This window comes from Intrasporangium mesophilum (genome assembly GCF_054783095.1).
In genome coordinates this window covers 207,579-224,336 of the sequence record NZ_BAAGRF010000058.1, presented here as the reverse complement: position 1 = coordinate 224,336, position 16,758 = coordinate 207,579, and the positions used below count along the sequence as shown (strand labels likewise).

The window sequence follows — 16,758 nt, the reverse complement described above, 5'->3', positions numbered from 1 at the left end:
CCGGCGCACACACCGATGTGACCCCCGCATGTTCAGCACGCCACAGGCCCCCGAACACATCCCAGTCCGTAGATCAGGAGATCGTCATGAACCAGCTCGAAATGCTGGCTCGCAACCAGATCCAGGAGCGATCGCATCGCCAGGACCGCAGCGGCATCCGTCGCAGCGCCCGGCTGATCGCCCAGCAGATCCGGTCGAGTCGACGTCACAACGAGAAGTGACCCAACGCCCGGCAGGGCAACCAGACCCACAACCGAACCGAGTGAGCAAGCCGCGGGTGACGCGCACGTCACCCGCGGTTTCGCGTTCCCGGGGCCGGTAGCGCGCTGCACCTGGCCCCGCTCGAAGGCCCGCACACCCATCGCCATCCGCTGCCGGTTCGATAACAGTCGGGTGGCGTCTCCATGTCATCAGCGTGTCGGCGTGAAACGAATCAGGCGCCGCGACGGATACTCAGGTAGAGGGAAGGGAGAACCCCATGGACACCTCAGAACTTGTTCCGGTGCTCGTCTGCGCGAGCTGTGGCACGATTCCTGCTCCTGACGACCAGCCCACCGCCCGGCTCACCTGGAGCCGCAGCAGCGAGGGCGACCGCACCACCTGGACGTGCGAGCGATGCAGCCGCGAGAACCTCCGCTCGATCGAGAGCAAGCTCGACCCCGTCTGGTGGTGACGCCGCGACGGCGCGGCCCGAGCAGGTCCCGGCGCCCGCCTCGTCGGCTGGTCAGCGTGTCACTCCACCGGTGACCCGACCGGTGGCAGGTCTGCACCGGGGAGCAGCTCGTCGACGAGCGCCCGGCCCTGGACCGTGCCACCCAGCTGGCTGAGCACGCCGATGCCCCCACCCCAGACCCGGTGGATCAGGAGGTACTCCGGCGGGAGGTTCAGCTTGTACCCGACGGCATAGTTGGGCTGTCGTGGGTCGTTGATGAGGGCGAACACGCCCCGCAGCCAGTCGCGGCTGAAGGTGAACTCGTCACTGCGGAACGGCGCCATGAACGGCTCGAGATAGTCCAGCAGGCGGTCGGCGTCGAGGTCGATGTTGGACTTGACGAACCCGATCTCGCGCAGCCCGTCGAGGACCTCGTCGGAGCTGCCGCCCTCGAGACCGATCGTGAGCAGCAGGCCGATCTCGGGCGGCATGCCGTCGGGCAGCCGGTTCACCGCACCGAAGTCGATGACGCCGAGCCTGCCGTCGGGCGTGATCCGGAAGTTGCCCGGGTGCGGGTCCGCGTGCAGCAGACCCACCCGGGCCGGCCCGGCGAGCAGGAACTCGAGGTAGAGCTGAGAGGCGTGGTCGCGCTGCTCCTGCGTGCCCTCGGCGATGATGCGCGACAGCGGAACACCTTCGAGCCACTCCGAGACGATGACGTGCTGGTGCCCCTCGACGACGGCCGGGATGCTGAAGTCGGGGTCGCCGGCGAAGCCGGTGGCGAAGGCGTCCTGCGACTCTGCCTCGAGGCGATAGTCGAGCTCCTCAGCCATGCGGTCGCGCAGCTCGTCGAGGATCGGGGCGATGTCGAGCCCAGGGATCCAGCCGGCGGCCACCTTCGCGACGCGGGAGATCTGCCGGATGTCGCTCATCAGCGCGGCACCGGCACCGGGGTACTGGATCTTGACGGCGACGTCCCGGCCGTCGCTCCACACGGCGCGGTGCACCTGGCCGATGGACGCCGAGGCGACCGGGTGGTCGTCGAACGACTGGAACCGGCTCCGCCAGCGGGAGCCGAAGTCGGCCCGCATCACCTCGTGGACCGACGTCGTGGGCATCGGAGGCGCACTGTCCTGCAGCTTGGTGAGCAGCGCCCGGTAGGGGACCGCGACCTCCTCGGGGAACGCCGCCTCGAAGATCGACAGCGCCTGCCCGAACTTCATCGCGCCGCCCTTGAGCTCTCCGAGCACCTGGAAGAGCTGCTGCGCCGTGCGCGCCTGGAGCTCGGCCGCGACGAGCTCGGCAGGCCGGCCACCGAGGCGTTTGCCGATGCCCAGCGCGGTGCGCCCGGCGAAACCGATCGGCACCGAGGCGAGCTTGGCGGTGCGCACGACGGCTTTGCGGGGCAGGTCGGTCACGGCGCACCTCCTCGGGCGGGCTCGGGAGCTCGGGGCCGGGGCAGGTGGGACCACCCCTGCCTCGACTCTAGAGCCTCCCGAGCCCGGCCGGACGCTCTGTCCCCAAGGCCGGTGGCCACTCCGCCTCCTGACGGGCCTCGAGATGAGCCGGACACAGGGGATGTGGGCCCCAGCGCCGGTGGTCCATGCGCGGCCACGGCAGGCTGACGTCCACTGACACACCACGCGGCGGCAGCTGGCCCTCGGCAAGGCGGGACACGAACAGCGCCACCGTCCCCGCCACGAGCTGCCCCAAGCCTGGAGGGAGCCTGTCGTGAACGCCCTCCGCCATCGCCACTGGTGGCACCGCTGCAGACGGACGCGGTGGCTCTGGGCGTGGCTCTCGCCCTCGCTGGAGATCGGGGGTCGCCTGGGCCAGGACCGTCGGCCAGGCCTCGTCGCGGTCTGCCCGATGCTGGTCGAGGCACCACAGGCACGGCGCAGCCGCAGACCCGTCGACGAGGGGCCCGACCGTCGTGTGCGGCCCCGCGGTCGCGACCGGCAGATGAGGTATGCAATGACGCAGCCAGAGGTTGCCGCGGCGCGGGTCGACGAGGGGCGATCCGACGAGGACCACCAGGTCGGGTCGCTGGCCGGCCGGGTCGGCGATCACGCCGTCGACGTCGGCGCGGTCGTGCACGGCCGTCACTCCGGCGCACGATCCGACCACGGCGGCGATCTCGGCGGCCACCGGGCCGGCGCCGTCCACGACGACCCGCAGCAGGGCGGCATACGGCTCGGCGACGGCCGCGAGGGACGACGGGGGTCCGAGCCCGCGAACGGGCTCGTCAGCGTCCACGAGGACGCCCAGCCGGGTCGTCAGGGTGAGCAGCTCTCGCCAGCGGCTACGGGAGACTCCTGACGCGCGGGCCCGCTCGTACGTCGCGTCGAGCGAGAGGCCGCCGTCCAGACCGGACAGCAGGCGCACCTCGGCGCTGCTGGCGCCGCCGACGATCGGGCCGCCGGGGAGCACGCCGAACTGGACCTCACCCGAGGGGCGCGTCAGCGGGCGCAGCCAGATCGGCACCCGTGGCCGGCGGGGCAGAGCGACTGTGGACATGGGACCTCCCGACCGACGGTGCGGATCACCGCCGTCCGTCAGGCTCGCAGGCTCGAGAGCGGGCGTGCGAGCCTCGTCCACAGCCTCGGCAGGGTGTCTGCTGGACGCGGGTCGGGGACGCGTGTCGGGGACGCGTGTCGGGGACGCGAGACCCCGGACGCACGAGGGGGCGGGACCGCGCTGGTCCCGCCCCCTCGTCACCGGCGTCAGCGACGCCGTCGCGACCCGATCAGGCCTTGCCCAGAATGCGGTTGAGGTTCGTGCCACAGACGGGGCACTGGCCCTTGGCCATGCGACGACCGTTGTCGGACACGACAACCTTGCCCTCGGCCTCGCGCTTGGCCTTGCACTTCACGCAGTAGAACTCGCCCTTGTAGGTCTCGTCAGCCATTGGTGTCTCCTTGTAGCTGGCGCCCATCCGACGGGCGCCTCGACTCGTTCAACCCTAGAGCACCCTGAGCACGAATTCATGCTCATCCCCGCTGGGCGCGCCTGTTCGGCATGCGGTATGCCGGTGGCGGCCCCCCATCCGCAAACCACAACATATCGGGCCTCGGCGGGCGTCCACCGAGGTTCCGGCACACGGTGCGGGACGTTGTCGCCGCGCTGGCTTACCCTGCCCTCATGGCAGTGGCGCGGCGCGAGGTGGTGCACACGGTGGTCGACGGGGTCACCGTCGAGGTGCGCCGCAGCGCCAAGCGTCGCCGCACGGTCTCTGCCTACCGTCAGGAGGGGCGCCTCGTGGTGCTCGTCCCGGCGCGGATGAGCCGGGCCGAGGAGGGCGAGTGGGTGCGCACCATGGTGGCCCGCGTGGCGGCCTCCGAGCAGCGCCGCCAGCGCAGCGATGACGACCTCGGGCGGCGCGCTCTCGAGCTGTCCCGCGACCACCTCGGCGGACGTGCTGTCCCCACGAGTGTCCGGTGGGTGACGAACCAGAACTCCCGATGGGGCTCCTGCACGCCTGCGGAGGGCTCGATTCGCTTGTCCGACAAGCTCCGCGGCATGCCGACGTGGGTCGTGGACTACGTCCTCCTGCACGAGCTGGCCCACCTGCTGCAGCCGGGCCACGGTCCCGAGTTCTGGGAGCTCCTGCGTGGTTATCCGCGGCTCGAGCGGGCACGCGGCTACCTACAGGGAGTGTCCGCGGCCGCCGGGCTCGGGTTCAGCGACGAGTGAGCACCACGCAGGGCGGTGCGTGGGGCGCACGCTGGGCGTGCTTTCGCCCTGCTCCTGCAGGCGCCCGCTGAGCCTCGCATTCAGCGCCGGGTCAGCCGCAGGCCCGCCTCGACGAGCGGGCCGAGCTCGTCCCGTGTCCCCGACGGAAGCGCGTTCACGGGCCACCACCGGACGTCGATCGACTCGGAGCTCACGGCCGGCCCCGCCGACCGGAGCGCCACGGCCGCGAACCGGATGTCCAGATGCTCCTGGCAGGTGCCGAAGTCGCCCACGAGAACATGTCGGTCAAGTTGGGCGATTTCGGGCAGCGGAGTGACGTACGCCACACCTGACTCCTCGCGGGCCTCGCGCATCGCCGCATGCCACACGGAGGCGTCTCCGAGCTCGTAGTGGCCACCGAACTGGAACCACTGCCGCGCCCGCCGATGGTGGGTCAGCAGGGCGGCTTCGCCCGCCTCGTCGAGCACGATGACGCTGCCGGTGAGGTGCGCGGGCGGGCCTGACCTGGCCATGGCGTCCGCGTGGCGGCGAAGGTGGCGCAGGAAGTCCACCCGCAGCTGCTCCTGTTGGGCGTCGGGCGCGGACCACCCCTCGAGCCGAGCCACGGCATCGGCATGCAGCCGCTCCCAGCCGGACCTGACGGGCTCGGGCGCCGGGACGCTGCGCGCAGATGCCTCCGAGCTCACCGGGCCGAGCCCGGGCCGCCCGCCGTCGGGTCGTCGGGTGAGCCGCCGCCCTGCGCACCGGTCGTGCCGGCCTCGCCGTCGTCGCCCGTCTCCCCGGTCTCCGGGGTCACCCCGGAATCTCGGGTCTCCCCGGCATCCCGGGTCTCCCTGGCCTCGTCGGTCCCGCCGGTGGGCCGGCTGCGCTCGGCCTCCTCCAGGATGCCCCGCAGCACCGAGTCGAGGTCGGTGCCGAGCTCGGGCGAGCCCAGCGCGTCGCTGGGCACGCCCTCGAGCGTGGCGCCCCCGCCTGTGACGCGCTCGACGAAGCCGATCGGGTCGTCGAGGTCGGCCGATGTCGGCGCAAGGTCGGGATGGGCCCAGCGACCGTCGCGCAGCGTGGCGCCGCCGGCATTCTCGAGGGCCGCCCAAAGGTTGGCAGCGTCACGAAGCCGCCGCGGGCGCAGCTCGAGGCCCACCAGACCCGCGAAGGTCTTCTGGGCGGCGCCTCCGACCCGGCGGCGTCGGATCGTCTCTGCGAGCGCGGCCGACTGGGGCAGGTGGCGCGACGTGGCGCGGTCGGTCACGTGGTCCACCCAGCCCTCGGCGAGGGCCAGCAGCGTCTCGAGCCGGTCGAGGGCCGCCTGCTGGGCCGGGGTCGGATGCGGACGGAAGAGGTTGCCCTGCAGGGCGGCACGCAGTGCCTCGGGGTCGGACGGGTCGATGGTCGACAAGGCGGACTCGATGGCCTCGGTGTCGATCGTGATGTTGCGCGCGTAGTCGGACACCGCGGACAGCAGCTGCGGGCCGAGCCAGGGCACCTCGGAGAACAGCCGGACCCGGGCCGCTTCGCGCACGGCGAGGTACAGGCGCACCTGCGCGATGTCGATCTCGAGGGAGTCGGCCAGGGTCTCGACGTTGCCGGGCAGCAGCGCCACGAGGCCCGGCTCGGTCAGCGGCAGGCCGACCTCGGTGCCGCTCACGACCTCGGTGGCCAGCGTGCCGACAGCCTGGCCGAGCTGGGCCGCGAACATCTGACGGCTGAGGTTGCCGAGCATCGGGGCCCACTGCTCCACCATGTCGCGTGGGTTGAACCCCTCGGGCAGGCCCGGGGGCAGGGCGTCGCCGAACGCCTCCGGGCCGAGCTCGCCCACCTGCTTGCGCAGGGCCTCGGAGGTCGCCGCCGTGACGCCGTCCGAGACCGGCTCGATGAGCTCGAACCATCGCGGCATCGTCGCCTCGACCCACTCCGCGCGGCTGAGCCCGTTGGCGCGCCAGGCAGGAGCGGCGAGCGTCGTGTACTCGTCGAGCCAGAGCGTGGCCACGGCCACAGCGTCGGCCACCGCACGGGCGGCGGCGCCGTCATGCACGTCGTTCCCCTCGATGGCGAGGACATGCCGCCGCGCGACCTCGGTGGCCAGGTCACGAGATCCGGTCGGAGACTGCTGCGCCGCCATGAACGTGCTCAGCTGAGCCCGCATCGCCGCCTGGGTCGCCGGGTCGCGCGGGTCCACGCCCATGCTGCGCATCGCCTCGGCGAGCTCAGGGTTCTGCGCGGCTTCCCCGAGGACGTGCTCGAGCATCGCGCCCAGGTCGGCCCCGGAGAACTGCGACGGGTCAAGCTGGGACGGGTCGAACTGGGACGGGTCGAACTGGGATGGGTCAAACCCGCCTCGCCCTCGCAGCGGCAGGCCGAACGGCGACTCACCCGGAGCGCGCCCGCCCGTGCCGGGACCCTGCGACTCCTCGTCGGGACCGTCACCGGCCTCGTCGCGCTCGTCGTTGCGGCTGTCGTCGTCCCCGCGTCCGCGGTCGTCGGCCATCGCTGCTCATCCCCACTCGACAGAAGTTGCTGCTACACCCAAGACAACCACGGATCGCGCACGTTGGTTCCCCGGCAGAAGGACGGCGGTCACGCTGCTTCCGGTCGCGCATCCCCGCACGACTCGCGGCGCCGTTGCGGTGGGGGCCGGGCACACACGATCGCGGCTTACCATTGCGGGCGTGACGGTCACCCTTGCCGAGATCCGTGAAGCGCCTCTGTCGGTCGACGAGGTGCTCGCGAGCGTCTCAGACGCTCGAGCCGGAGGCACGTGCCTGTTCGTGGGGACGGTAAGGGACCACGACGGGCATGGTGGCCCCAACGACCGCAAGGGCGTCGTCCACCTCGACTACAGCGCGCATCCGCAGGCGGCGGACACGGCGCGATCGGTCGCCGAGAAGCTCGCCGCCGACGGCCGCGTAGTCCGGATCGCGGTGGTGCATCGCGTCGGCCACCTGACGGTCGGCGACATCGCCGTGGTCGTCGGAGTGAGCGCCGAGCACCGCGGCGAGGCCTTCGAGGTATGCCGCGAGCTCATCGACGAGTTCAAGGCGACGGTGCCGATCTGGAAGCACCAGCAGTTCGCCGACGGCGCCGACGAGTGGGTCGGGCTGCCGTGAAGACGATCAAGCGCGTGCCGGAGCAGCCGTCCGGCACGGACCTGCCCGTGTCCGACGAGGCCGGCCCACCGGCATACCGGGACAGCTCCGGGCGGCTCACCCGCGGCAACAAGGTCGTCCTCGGGGTGTTCTTCGGGCTCCTGGCGATCATCGTCGCGGGGTCGCTCATCCACCTGCCGTATGCCGTCATGAGCCCCGGCCCTACGCAGAACACCCTCGGTGTCTCCCAGGACGGCAAGCAGACGCCGATCATCTCGATCACCGGCCTGCCCACGTACCCGACCAACGGGGCGCTCAACTTCACGACGGTCAGGGTGGAGGGCGGTCCCGGGTACCCCGTCGACCTCTGGGACGTGCTGCAGGCCTGGATCGACCCCTCGCGCGACGTCCTCCCGGTCGACGACGTCTTCGATCCCGCTGTGACGCAGGAGCAGGTCGCGGAGGAGAACGCCATCCAGATGGAGGGCTCGCAGGAGGAGGCCACTGCGGTGGCGCTGCGAGGGATCGGCAAGGACGTCCCGACGCACATCGTCGTCGGCGGTCTCACCGACGCCTCGAAGGCCAAGGGTCTGCTCAAGCCCAAGGACAGGTTCGAGCAGGTGGGGGACACGCCCATCACCTCGGCCCAGAGCGTCCGCGACGCACTTCAGCAGGTCAAGCCGGGCGAGTCCGTGAAGATCCGCGTCAGCCGAGACGGCAAGGACGTCACCGTCGATGTGCCCACGATCGAAGGGCAGGGTGGACGCACCGCCCTCGGGGTGCTGCTCGGGATCGACCACGACTTCCCGGCGACCGTGAAGATCGACGCCGGATCCATCGGCGGACCGTCGGCCGGGCTGATGTTCTCGCTCGGGATCTACGACAAGCTCACCCCTGGCCCGCTCGCTGGGGACAAGGACATCGCTGGCACCGGCACGATCGACGACCAGGGGAACGTCGGCCCGATCGGTGGCATCAGGCAGAAGCTGGCCGGCGCCCGGGCTGGTGGCTCGTCCTACTTCCTCGCTCCCGCGGACAACTGCAACGAGGTGGTGGGCCACATCCCCGACGGGCTTGACGTCGTCAAGGTCTCGACCTTCGACGATGCCAGGACCGCGGTCGAGGCCATCGCCAAGGGCAACACGGGCTCGCTGCCGCACTGCTGAGGCGCCGGGCCTCAGGGCTCGAAGGTGGCCTGCAGCGCCTGGACGAGCCCTGGCGCGATGTCCTTGCCCGTGGCGACCGCGTCGTCGGAGTCGTGGTCGCGCTGGCGCAGCAGGCAGATCGACGAGCCGTCGCGCAGCACCGCGACGAGCAGGCGCACGTCCTTGCGGTCCGGGTGCGCCGCGAGGTGGTCCACGACGTCGCCCGGGCGGTCCGGAAGGTGCCGTTCGGCGTCGGGCGGCACGACCATCCGCTCGATGGCGAACGCGCACCCGTCGACCTCGTCGGGCCAGGCGATCCGTCCGAGCAGGGTCTCCAGCGAGCTCGTCGAGGGCAGGCCCTCCTGCTCGATCGCGGTGAGCGACCCCTCCGCGAGGTCCGCGGGGCCCATCTGGACGCGCAGGTGCGGCTCCCGCTCGAGCAGCTCGGCGGTCCGCACGAGTGCGAACAGCCGAGCGGGCTGGTCCCAGCCCGCCGCCGCCACATGGCGCTCGGTGTCGAGGGCGGCTATGGCGAGGGGGTCGATGACAGGCTCGGGTCTCACGCGTCCCATGCTGCCGTATGCCGTCCGACACTCGGGCGCACAGGGGTGCCAGGTCCCTGCCGGGTACCCCCTCCCGGTCGAGTGGGCGCCCCGTCCCACGCGCCCCATCCCGCCCCGCGCGCTCGCCGAGTCCTCTCTCTCCCAGTCGAGTGAGCGCCCCGCTCGCGCGGGCCCGGACCCGACACGGCCGCGGGTTGTCCACATCCCCCCGGGCCAGCGAAAACCATTGTGGATAAAGGCCGCTCAAGAACAGAGCCGCCCAGCCTATGGTCGAACGCGTGTTCTAATGGAGGGGACGAATGGAGGTTGCCGATGCCGCACCAGGTGCAAGACCCATCACCCGAGCCCGGGTTCGCCACCGGGCTGCGCGCAGCCCCGCGCGGCCGGCACCAGCCGGCCACCGTCGAGCAGGGCACGCACCGGCTGCTCGGGTCGCTGATGACCCAGCACGCCGACCAGCGCAGGCCCCACACGAGCACCCACACGCCCACCCACGCGGGCACTCACGCGAGCGCCCACGCCAGCCCAGCGGCGATACCTTCGACCCGGCCACACGCGGACGCCGAGGGCGACGCAGCCGGTGCCGCGGCCGGTGCCGACGCCGCGGGTGTAGCAGGTCTTGCGGATGCCGACGCAGCCGGTGACGCAGGTGCCGACGCGGGCGTGGACGGTGGCGGTGACCGTGAGGATGACGCTTTCGCGGCGGGGTTCGCGGCGGGGTTCGATCGTGATCTGGCGGTGTTCGAGGCCGGGGAGCGGCTCAAGGGCCAGATCGAGGACCACCAGCTGGACGCGCTGGCCCGGATGCACGCCGCCGCGCGGGCCGAGCTGGCCGCGCGGGCCGGGCAGGGCTGGGTCGGGCGGACCCCGTTCGCGGCGCGGGAGGCGGTCGTGATGGAGGTGTCCGCGGCGACCGGGCTCGGCGAGGGCGAGCTGGCCCTGCGGGTCGAGCTGGCCACCGGGCCCGCGGTGCGGGTCGGGTTCCTGCGCGAGCAGGTCCGCGCCGGGACGGCCACGCTGCGCCGCGCGGGTGCCGTGCTCGCCGAGACCACGACCCTGAGCGACGCCGGGGTGGACCGGGTCGCCCGGGCCGCGCTGGCCCCGACCCGGGACGGGGCCGGGCTGAGCGAGCGGCTGTTCCGGTCCCGGCTGCGCCGCGCCGTCATCGCCGCCGACACCGATCCCGAGCACGCCGCCGACGCCGTGGCGCGGCGCCGGGCGGCCCGGGACCGGGTCGGGGTGTTCGGGCAGGTCTTCAACGACGGCACCGGGAGCCTGACCGTGGTCAACGACGCGCCCAAGATCGCGGCCGCGCTGGACCGGGCCGACGCCGCAGCCCGTGCCGCCTGGGCCCGCGGCGACCGGCGCACCCTCGATCAGCTGCGGGCCGACTTCCTGACCGGCGCCGCCACCCACGCCTGGCCCGGCGGAGACGCCCGCAACGATGCCGCCGGCGACGGGACCGGCGACGACGCTAGCGACAAGACCGGCGCCGATGCGGTCGGCGATGCGGCCAGGGATGCGGTCGGGGATGCGGTCGGGGATCCGGGGTTCGGATTCGCGCCCTCGCCGGCCGGGCGGGTGTTCATCGTGGTGCCGTGGTCCACCGCGGCCGGGCTCGACGACGCCCCGTGCGAGCTGCCCGGGCACGGATGGGTCAGTGCCGAGGACGCCCGCGCCCTCATCACCGCCGACGGCTCGATCTGGCAGACCCTGCTGGCCGACCTGCCCACCGGGCGGGCCCTGGCCCTGACCGCCAAGGGGTACCGGCCCACCCGCGCCATCATCGAGCACGTCCGGGCCGTCGACGGCATCTGCCGCGGCCCGGGCTGCCAGATCCCGGCCCGGCAGTGCGACCTGGACCACGACCGGCCCTGGCCCCAGGGGCCCACCAGCACCGACAACCTCACCGCCAAACACCGCGCCCACCACCGGGTCCGCACCACCGGCTGGTGGACCGCCCACCGCGACCCCGACACCCTCGGCACCCCCGACACCACGGAGTGCCAGAACAACCACAACAACCAGCACGAGCAGCACGAGCAGCACGCGCAGGAGGACGAGGGCGCCGTGGGCGCCGTGCTGAGGTGGCGCACCGCCGCCGGCCGCACCTACCTCACCCACCCCAAGGACTGGCTCGACGGCCACCGACCCACCGAACCCCACACCGATCCCGAACCCGACCACAGCATCCCGCCCGACCCGTCACCCGGCCAGTCACCAGGCCAGTCACCAGGCCAGTCACCAGGCCAGTCACCCGGCGAGTCACCCGGCGAGTCACCCGGCGAGTCACCCGGTCGAGGGCCGGCGACCCACGACCCGCCACCTTTCTGAGCGACCCAGTCGGCGGCATGCCCCGCTGCCTGATGCGTGTGGTCGCGTTCCTCGGTGCCCTCGTTCTATGACGGCGCTCCTCGCTGCCTGATGTGTGGTCGCGTTCCTCGGTGCCCTGGTTGTTTGACGGCAGTCCCGGCTGCCTGGTCCTTGACCGCATTCCCTGTCTGAAGCCCGTCGGCAGACCCCCGGTGTCTGGAGCCCCGCGGCATGTTTCGACGCTTGGCCAGACGGCACGCCCCAGTGACGGGCGTCCACCGCGGAACAGTTCCTGCAGAGCCCACAGGAAGTCACCCGTGGACCTGCGGAACCCGGCGTGTGGGGCCGAGCGTTCACACCCCGGGTCACGGTGCGGTATCGCCGTGCTCAGCTCGTGCGGACGCCGGGTTATGGTTGCGGCAACGGCCGCCGGCGGCCGTGACAGCTTCGCCTGAACCTCTTCCGCCCCCGCACGCAAGGCACTCCACGTGAGCGACAGCAACTTCGGCCCCCCGCCGGGCAACTTCAACGGCGACGACTCCGGCACGCCCGGGCGCGGCGGCACGGCGGCCCTGCCGCCCACGCGACGGCCCCTTGTCACCTCCCTCGTCATCGCGGGCGCCCTCATCGTCGTCATCGCGATCCTGGCGCAGTTCTGGACCGAGGTGCTCTGGTACCAGTCGGTCGACTTCACCGGCGTGTTCACCACCCAGATCGTCACCAAGGTGCTCCTCGGCGTGGTCGGCGGACTGCTCACCGCCGCCATGGTGTGGTCGAGCATTCACTTCGCCTTCCGTAGCCGACCCATCTACGCTCCCTCGCCGGACACGCAAGCGATGGAGCACTACCGCCAGCTCGTCGAGCCGATGCGCCGCACGGCGACGATCGCGGCGCCGCTGGCCATCGGGCTGTTCGCCGGCCTCTCCGCGGCCACGCAGTGGGACACGTTCCTGCTCTGGCGCAACAGCAACTCGTTCGGCACGACTGACCCCGAGTTCGGCCTGGACATCAGCTTCTTCGTCTTCGTCCTGCCGTGGATCAACTTCGTCGTCGCCTTCCTGACGATGATCCTCGTCATCGGGTTCATCACCGCGGCCTTCACCCACTACCTCTACGGCGGCATCGTCATCGGGCAGCGGATGCGCTCGACCCACGCCGCACGGGTTCACCTGTCGATCATCGCCGCGGCCCTCGTGCTGGTCCGCGCCGTCGCCTTCTGGGTGGACCGCTACAACCTCGCCACGGCCGAGTCCACCAAGATCACCGGCATCCAGTACACCGAGGCGCACGCCGTCATCCCGACCAAGGGGATCCTTGCGATCGCGGCGGTCATGTGCGCGCTGATGTTCCTCACCGTGATCTGGACGCGCTCGTGGCGGCTGCCGCTCGTCGGCGTCGCAGTGCTCGCCGTCATCGTCGTCGCGGTCGGCGGCATCTACCCGGCCCTGGTCCAGTCCCTCAAGGTGAGGCCGTCCGAGAAGTCGCTCGAGATCCCATATCTCCAGCGCAACATCGACGCCACCAGAGCGGCATACGGCTTCAACAACATCGATGTGAAGCCGTACGACACCAAGACGATCGCGACCCAGGGACAGCTCCGTGGCGACGCCGCCACCATCCCCGGCATCCGCCTGATCGACCCCAACATCGTCAGTCCCACGTTCAAGCAGCTCGAGGCGAGCAAGGGGTACTACCAGTTCGCCGACGTGCTCGACGTCGACCGGTACGAGATCGACAACAAGCCCACCGACACGGTCATCGCCGCCCGCGAGCTCGACCTCAACGGCGTCCCTGACGCACAGCGCAACTGGCTCAACGACCACACGGTCTACACCCATGGCTACGGCGTCGTCGCGGCCAAGGGCAACACCCGTGAGGACGATGGGCGTCCGACGTTCTTCGAGTCCCAGATCGGCACCGAGGGCAAGCTCGGCAAGTACGAGCCGCGCATCTACTTCGGCGAGTCCTCGCCCGAGTACTCCATCGTCGGCGGTGGCAAGAAGGAGTTCGACTACCCCGACCCGAACGGTACGGGGCAGATCACCTACACCTACCAGGGCACCGGCGGCGTCCAGCTCGATGCGATGCGACGGATCGCCTATGCGATCAAGTACCGCGAGATCAACTTCCTGCTCTCGGACGCGGTGACGAACGACTCCCGCATCCTGGACCACCGCACCCCGCGTGAGCGTGTCCAGCGCGTCGCGCCGTGGCTGACCCTGGACGGCAACGCATACCCCGCCGTCGTCAACGGCCGCGTGCTGTGGATCCTCGACGGGTACACGACCTCGGCCAACTACCCGTACTCGGAGATGACCACCCTCGACCAGGCGACAGAGGACGCCGTGACGAGCACCCGCCAGTCGGTCCGCGCAGTCCAGGGTGGCCAGGTCAACTACGTGCGCAACTCCGTCAAGGCCACTGTCGACGCCTACGACGGCACGGTCTCGCTCTACCAGTGGGACGAGACCGACCCCATCCTCAAGGCCTGGATGTCGATCTTCCCCGGTAGCGTCAAGCCGCTGAGCGACATCCCAGGCTCCCTCATGGAGCACCTGCGCTACCCCGAGGACCTGTTCAAGGTTCAGCGGCAGCTCCTGCAGAAGTACCACGACACTGATGCAGGCTCGTTCTACGGCGGCCAGAACTTCTGGCGGATCCCGGACGACCCGACCCAGTCGGGCTCGGACCTGCTCCAACCGCCCTACTACCTGTCCCTGGCCATGCCCGGGCAGTCACAGCCGGCCTTCTCACTGACCTCGACGTTCATGCCCACCGGTGACCGCAACGTCCTGTCCGGCTTCCTCGCCGTCGACGGCGACGCCGGTTCGCAGGACGGCAAACGCTCGACGAGCTACGGGACGATGCGGCTGCTCGAGATGACGGGCGGCACGGTCAACGGACCGGGCCAGGTCTACAACGACATGCGAACATCGAGCACCACCTCCAACGACGCGTCGCTGGGACGCCAGCTTACGCTGGCGCAGTTCATCTCGACGACGTCGTCCAACGGGGCCGTCGTGACGTTCGGGAACCAGCTGACCCTGCCCGTCGGCGGAGGACTGCTCTACGTACAGCCGATCTATGTCCAGGCGCGCTCGACCGGCACCGGGACGTTCCCGAAGCTGAATGCCGTTGCTGTGGCCTTCGGCGACAAGATCGCCTGGGCCGGCTCCCTCGACACGGCGCTCAACGAGCTGTTCGGGGGCTCGTCCGGGGCATCGGCCGGCGACACGGGAGCCAACACGCCCACGACTCCCGGTGGCGGCACGAGCGGCAACCCGACCACCGGTCCGTCGTCGCCCCCGACGTCCTCACCGTCGACGCAGCAGGGCACTCCGAATGCCGGCGCGCTCGCTCAGGCGCTCAAGGACGCGGAGGCGGCCTACGCCGACGGCCAGGCGGCACTCAAGAAGGGTGACTTCGCGGCTTACGGGCAGGCGCAGGAGAAGCTGAAGGAGGCTCTCGCGCGGGCGGTCGCCGCCTCACCGCAGGGCACCGGGGCTCCGTCGCCCTGAGCCGGAGCGCGCCACCACGACCGGATCGGGGGTCCCAAAGCCCCCGATTTGGTCGTGGCGAGGGATTCGCGTAACCTTACGACTGCCGACGCGGGGTGGAGCAGCTCGGTAGCTCGCCGGGCTCATAACCCGGAGGTCGCAGGTTCAAATCCTGCCCCCGCTACAAATTCGCGTCAGCGAGCGAAAGGCCCGGACCAGATGGTCCGGGCCTTCGTCATTCGGCGGGTGGGTCGTTGCACCGACCGGGCCCGCCGGGTCGGCTGCGTCGGGCGGCATACTTTTCGCAGATCTACCCAAACTGGTCTCCTGGCGTTCATATGTCGTCCGTAGCCTGAAGCCTCGTGCCGACGTCATCTGGTTCCCTCCTGCGAGCGTGGCGCAGGGCAAGCGGCCGCACCCAGTCCGAGCTGGCCGCCGAGGTGCATGTCAGCTCGGCCGCGGTGAGCGCCTGGGAGACGGGGGTGCGGGGGATACCGCTCGGGGCGCTCGACCGGCTCGACAGCGTCTTCGGTGCGGGAGGCTGCCTGGTCGACCTGGCCCGGGCGATCGGCACCTCGACGCTGGAGCCGCGCACTCGCTGGGGGCACGCCTTCCACGGCGAGCCAGGGCCCGTGTGGGCCTGGATCAGGCCCGTGCGAGCGGGGCGCGTCCGCGGCCTCGCGCGCCTGCGGGTCTTCGGCCTGCGCATCGACCACGAGGTGGGGCCGGAAGGCCTGTTCATGGTCGCACCGTGGATGGACCCCAACTGGGCGGTGAACGTCCTGACCGATGAGCCCGTCTGGGTGGACTTCGGGCGGGGCGTGCCGCCTGCGTGGCTCGACGTGCCGCGGATGTCCTCGATCGGGCTGCGCGACGTCGTGCTGAGCCATCCTGGCGACCCGATGATGGGCCGGCTCGTCGACGGCGTCCGACGGCTCGACCGCGGCGACCCGCGGACGCTGCGCCCCCGGATCCGGTCCCTGGTCGACGGCGACCGCTGGGATGCGCTGGAGCACCAGTGGCGTTCGGGGGCCGGCTCAGCCGACTGGCCGATGAGCGACGCCCACCGCGACCCGACGCCGCCCCGCACGCCCGACGACCATCGCAGCCTGCACCGGCAGCTGCGGCACGCCCGCGGCCTCTCGCAGGCTGAGGCGGCGCAGGCGGCGACCAGGGTGCTGCGGACCGGCGACCATATGTGGCCGCACCCAGGATCGCGCAGGCGCGGGGTGTCGCCGATGCAGGTGCACAACTACGAGGTTGGACGGACCGGGAGGGTGCGTCACCTGCCCGCAGTCCTGGACATGGCATATGGGGGATACGGCGTCAGCTGTTTCGAGCCGGTCCGCACCGCACACCTGAGGCCCGACGTCGTCATGGCCCACTTCCCCGACTACTGGCTCGGGCCGGTCACCCTGGTCGTGCGACCTGAGGCCGCCCCGGCGCCGGCCGGGCCGGTGACGCTGAGCTGGCGCAGTCGGCGTCGCGAGGTGGCCCTGGCCGGCGAGCCCGTGAGACTGTGCTTCAGCCGCTTCCCCGAGGACTGCGGGCTCACCGTCGAGGTGCCTTCCGGCTGGACCGTCGGAGCCTGGATGGGCTACGACCCCGACGCCGTGGAGCTGCACACGGACTGGGTCCCAGTGAGCCCGGAGGCCGAGCAGGTCATCCTCCAGCGCGTCCTCGCGAGCATCCGCCTGGCGCTCGGGATCTCGGAGGACGCTTTCGAGCGGGCCTTGTCAGGCCCTGCTGTCAACGATCCTTTGCATTTCCCTCAACATTCTGCGCCGCACGCCGTTTCCCGCTGACATAGGG

The 16,758-nt window shown here is 71.3% G+C and carries 14 protein-coding genes and 1 tRNA gene; 9 read left to right on the top strand and 6 right to left on the bottom strand.

Going from position 1 to position 16,758, the window contains the following annotated elements; genetic code table 11:
- Positions 1-86 precede the first annotated feature (86 nt).
- Both ACYVLP_RS26345 and ACYVLP_RS26340 read left to right on the top strand, forming a co-directional pair.
- A complete protein-coding gene (locus ACYVLP_RS26345; RefSeq protein WP_452269381.1) occupies positions 87-221 on the top strand; it encodes a hypothetical protein in 135 nt (44 codons plus the stop codon).
- A 257-nt stretch (positions 222-478) separates the two neighbouring features.
- The gene (locus ACYVLP_RS26340; RefSeq protein ID WP_460630237.1) at positions 479-673 is read left to right on the top strand and encodes a hypothetical protein; all 195 of its coding nucleotides are present in this window, start codon (positions 479-481) and stop codon (positions 671-673) included.
- 59 nt (positions 674-732) lie between these two features.
- Here the strand turns inward: ACYVLP_RS26340 and ACYVLP_RS26335 are convergent, their stop codons facing one another.
- The 3 genes from ACYVLP_RS26335 to ACYVLP_RS26325 all read right to left on the bottom strand — a co-directional run bounded on the left by ACYVLP_RS26335 (position 733) and on the right by ACYVLP_RS26325 (position 3,560).
- The gene (locus tag ACYVLP_RS26335; protein WP_460630236.1) at positions 733-2,070 is read right to left on the bottom strand and encodes an ABC1 kinase family protein; all 1,338 of its coding nucleotides are present in this window, start codon (positions 2,068-2,070) and stop codon (positions 733-735) included.
- A 67-nt stretch (positions 2,071-2,137) separates the two neighbouring features.
- A complete protein-coding gene (locus tag ACYVLP_RS26330) occupies positions 2,138-3,169 on the bottom strand; it encodes a hypothetical protein (protein ID WP_460630235.1) in 1,032 nt (343 codons plus the stop codon).
- A gap of 229 nt (positions 3,170-3,398) precedes the next feature.
- Positions 3,399-3,560, bottom strand: coding sequence for a DUF5679 domain-containing protein (locus ACYVLP_RS26325; protein ID WP_010849458.1), 162 nt, complete (start codon positions 3,558-3,560; stop codon positions 3,399-3,401).
- 233 nt (positions 3,561-3,793) lie between these two features.
- On the opposite strand from ACYVLP_RS26325, the gene ACYVLP_RS26320 reads away from it, so the two are divergent.
- Positions 3,794-4,345, top strand: a complete 552-nt coding sequence (locus ACYVLP_RS26320; protein WP_460630234.1) for a YgjP-like metallopeptidase domain-containing protein — start codon at positions 3,794-3,796, stop codon at positions 4,343-4,345.
- Between the two features lie 80 nt (positions 4,346-4,425).
- Here ACYVLP_RS26320 and ACYVLP_RS26315 read toward each other — a convergent pair whose 3' ends face one another.
- Together ACYVLP_RS26315 and ACYVLP_RS26310 are read right to left on the bottom strand one after the other, a co-directional pair.
- Positions 4,426-5,031, bottom strand: a complete 606-nt coding sequence (locus ACYVLP_RS26315) for an NUDIX hydrolase (RefSeq protein ID WP_460630233.1) — start codon at positions 5,029-5,031, stop codon at positions 4,426-4,428.
- Complete coding sequence (locus ACYVLP_RS26310) at positions 5,028-6,830, bottom strand: zinc-dependent metalloprotease (RefSeq protein WP_460630232.1); 1,803 nt, start codon at positions 6,828-6,830, stop codon at positions 5,028-5,030. Before ACYVLP_RS26310 ends, ACYVLP_RS26315 begins: the two co-directional genes overlap by 4 nt.
- A 181-nt stretch (positions 6,831-7,011) precedes the next feature.
- Here ACYVLP_RS26310 and ACYVLP_RS26305 point away from each other — a divergent pair, with 181 nt between their 5' ends.
- Together ACYVLP_RS26305 and ACYVLP_RS26300 are read left to right on the top strand one after the other, a co-directional pair.
- On the top strand, positions 7,012-7,449 hold the full coding sequence (locus ACYVLP_RS26305; protein ID WP_460630231.1) for a molybdenum cofactor biosynthesis protein MoaE: 438 nt from the start codon (positions 7,012-7,014) through the stop codon (positions 7,447-7,449).
- Positions 7,446-8,594 (top strand): YlbL family protein, encoded by a 1,149-nt coding sequence (locus tag ACYVLP_RS26300; protein WP_460630230.1) that lies wholly within the window; start codon positions 7,446-7,448, stop codon positions 8,592-8,594. Before ACYVLP_RS26305 ends, ACYVLP_RS26300 begins: the two co-directional genes overlap by 4 nt.
- A gap of 11 nt (positions 8,595-8,605) precedes the next feature.
- Here the strand turns inward: ACYVLP_RS26300 and ACYVLP_RS26295 are convergent, their stop codons facing one another.
- Positions 8,606-9,145, bottom strand: coding sequence for a PPA1309 family protein (locus ACYVLP_RS26295; protein WP_460630229.1), 540 nt, complete (start codon positions 9,143-9,145; stop codon positions 8,606-8,608).
- 303 nt (positions 9,146-9,448) lie between these two features.
- Between ACYVLP_RS26295 and ACYVLP_RS26290 the strand changes: the two genes are divergently transcribed.
- The 4 genes from ACYVLP_RS26290 to ACYVLP_RS26275 all read left to right on the top strand — a co-directional run bounded on the left by ACYVLP_RS26290 (position 9,449) and on the right by ACYVLP_RS26275 (position 16,751).
- Positions 9,449-11,470, top strand: coding sequence for an HNH endonuclease signature motif containing protein (locus ACYVLP_RS26290; protein ID WP_460630228.1), 2,022 nt, complete (start codon positions 9,449-9,451; stop codon positions 11,468-11,470).
- Between the two features lie 467 nt (positions 11,471-11,937).
- Positions 11,938-14,967: a UPF0182 family membrane protein gene (locus tag ACYVLP_RS26285; protein ID WP_460630227.1), complete on the top strand. Its 3,030-nt coding sequence runs from the start codon at positions 11,938-11,940 to the stop codon at positions 14,965-14,967.
- 89 nt (positions 14,968-15,056) lie between these two features.
- Positions 15,057-15,130 (top strand) — tRNA-Met (locus ACYVLP_RS26280).
- A gap of 178 nt (positions 15,131-15,308) precedes the next feature.
- Positions 15,309-16,751 carry a helix-turn-helix domain-containing protein gene (locus tag ACYVLP_RS26275; protein ID WP_460630226.1) on the top strand — a complete coding sequence of 481 codons (1,443 nt, stop codon included), beginning with the start codon at positions 15,309-15,311 and terminating at the stop codon, positions 16,749-16,751.
- Positions 16,752-16,758 lie beyond the last annotated feature (7 nt).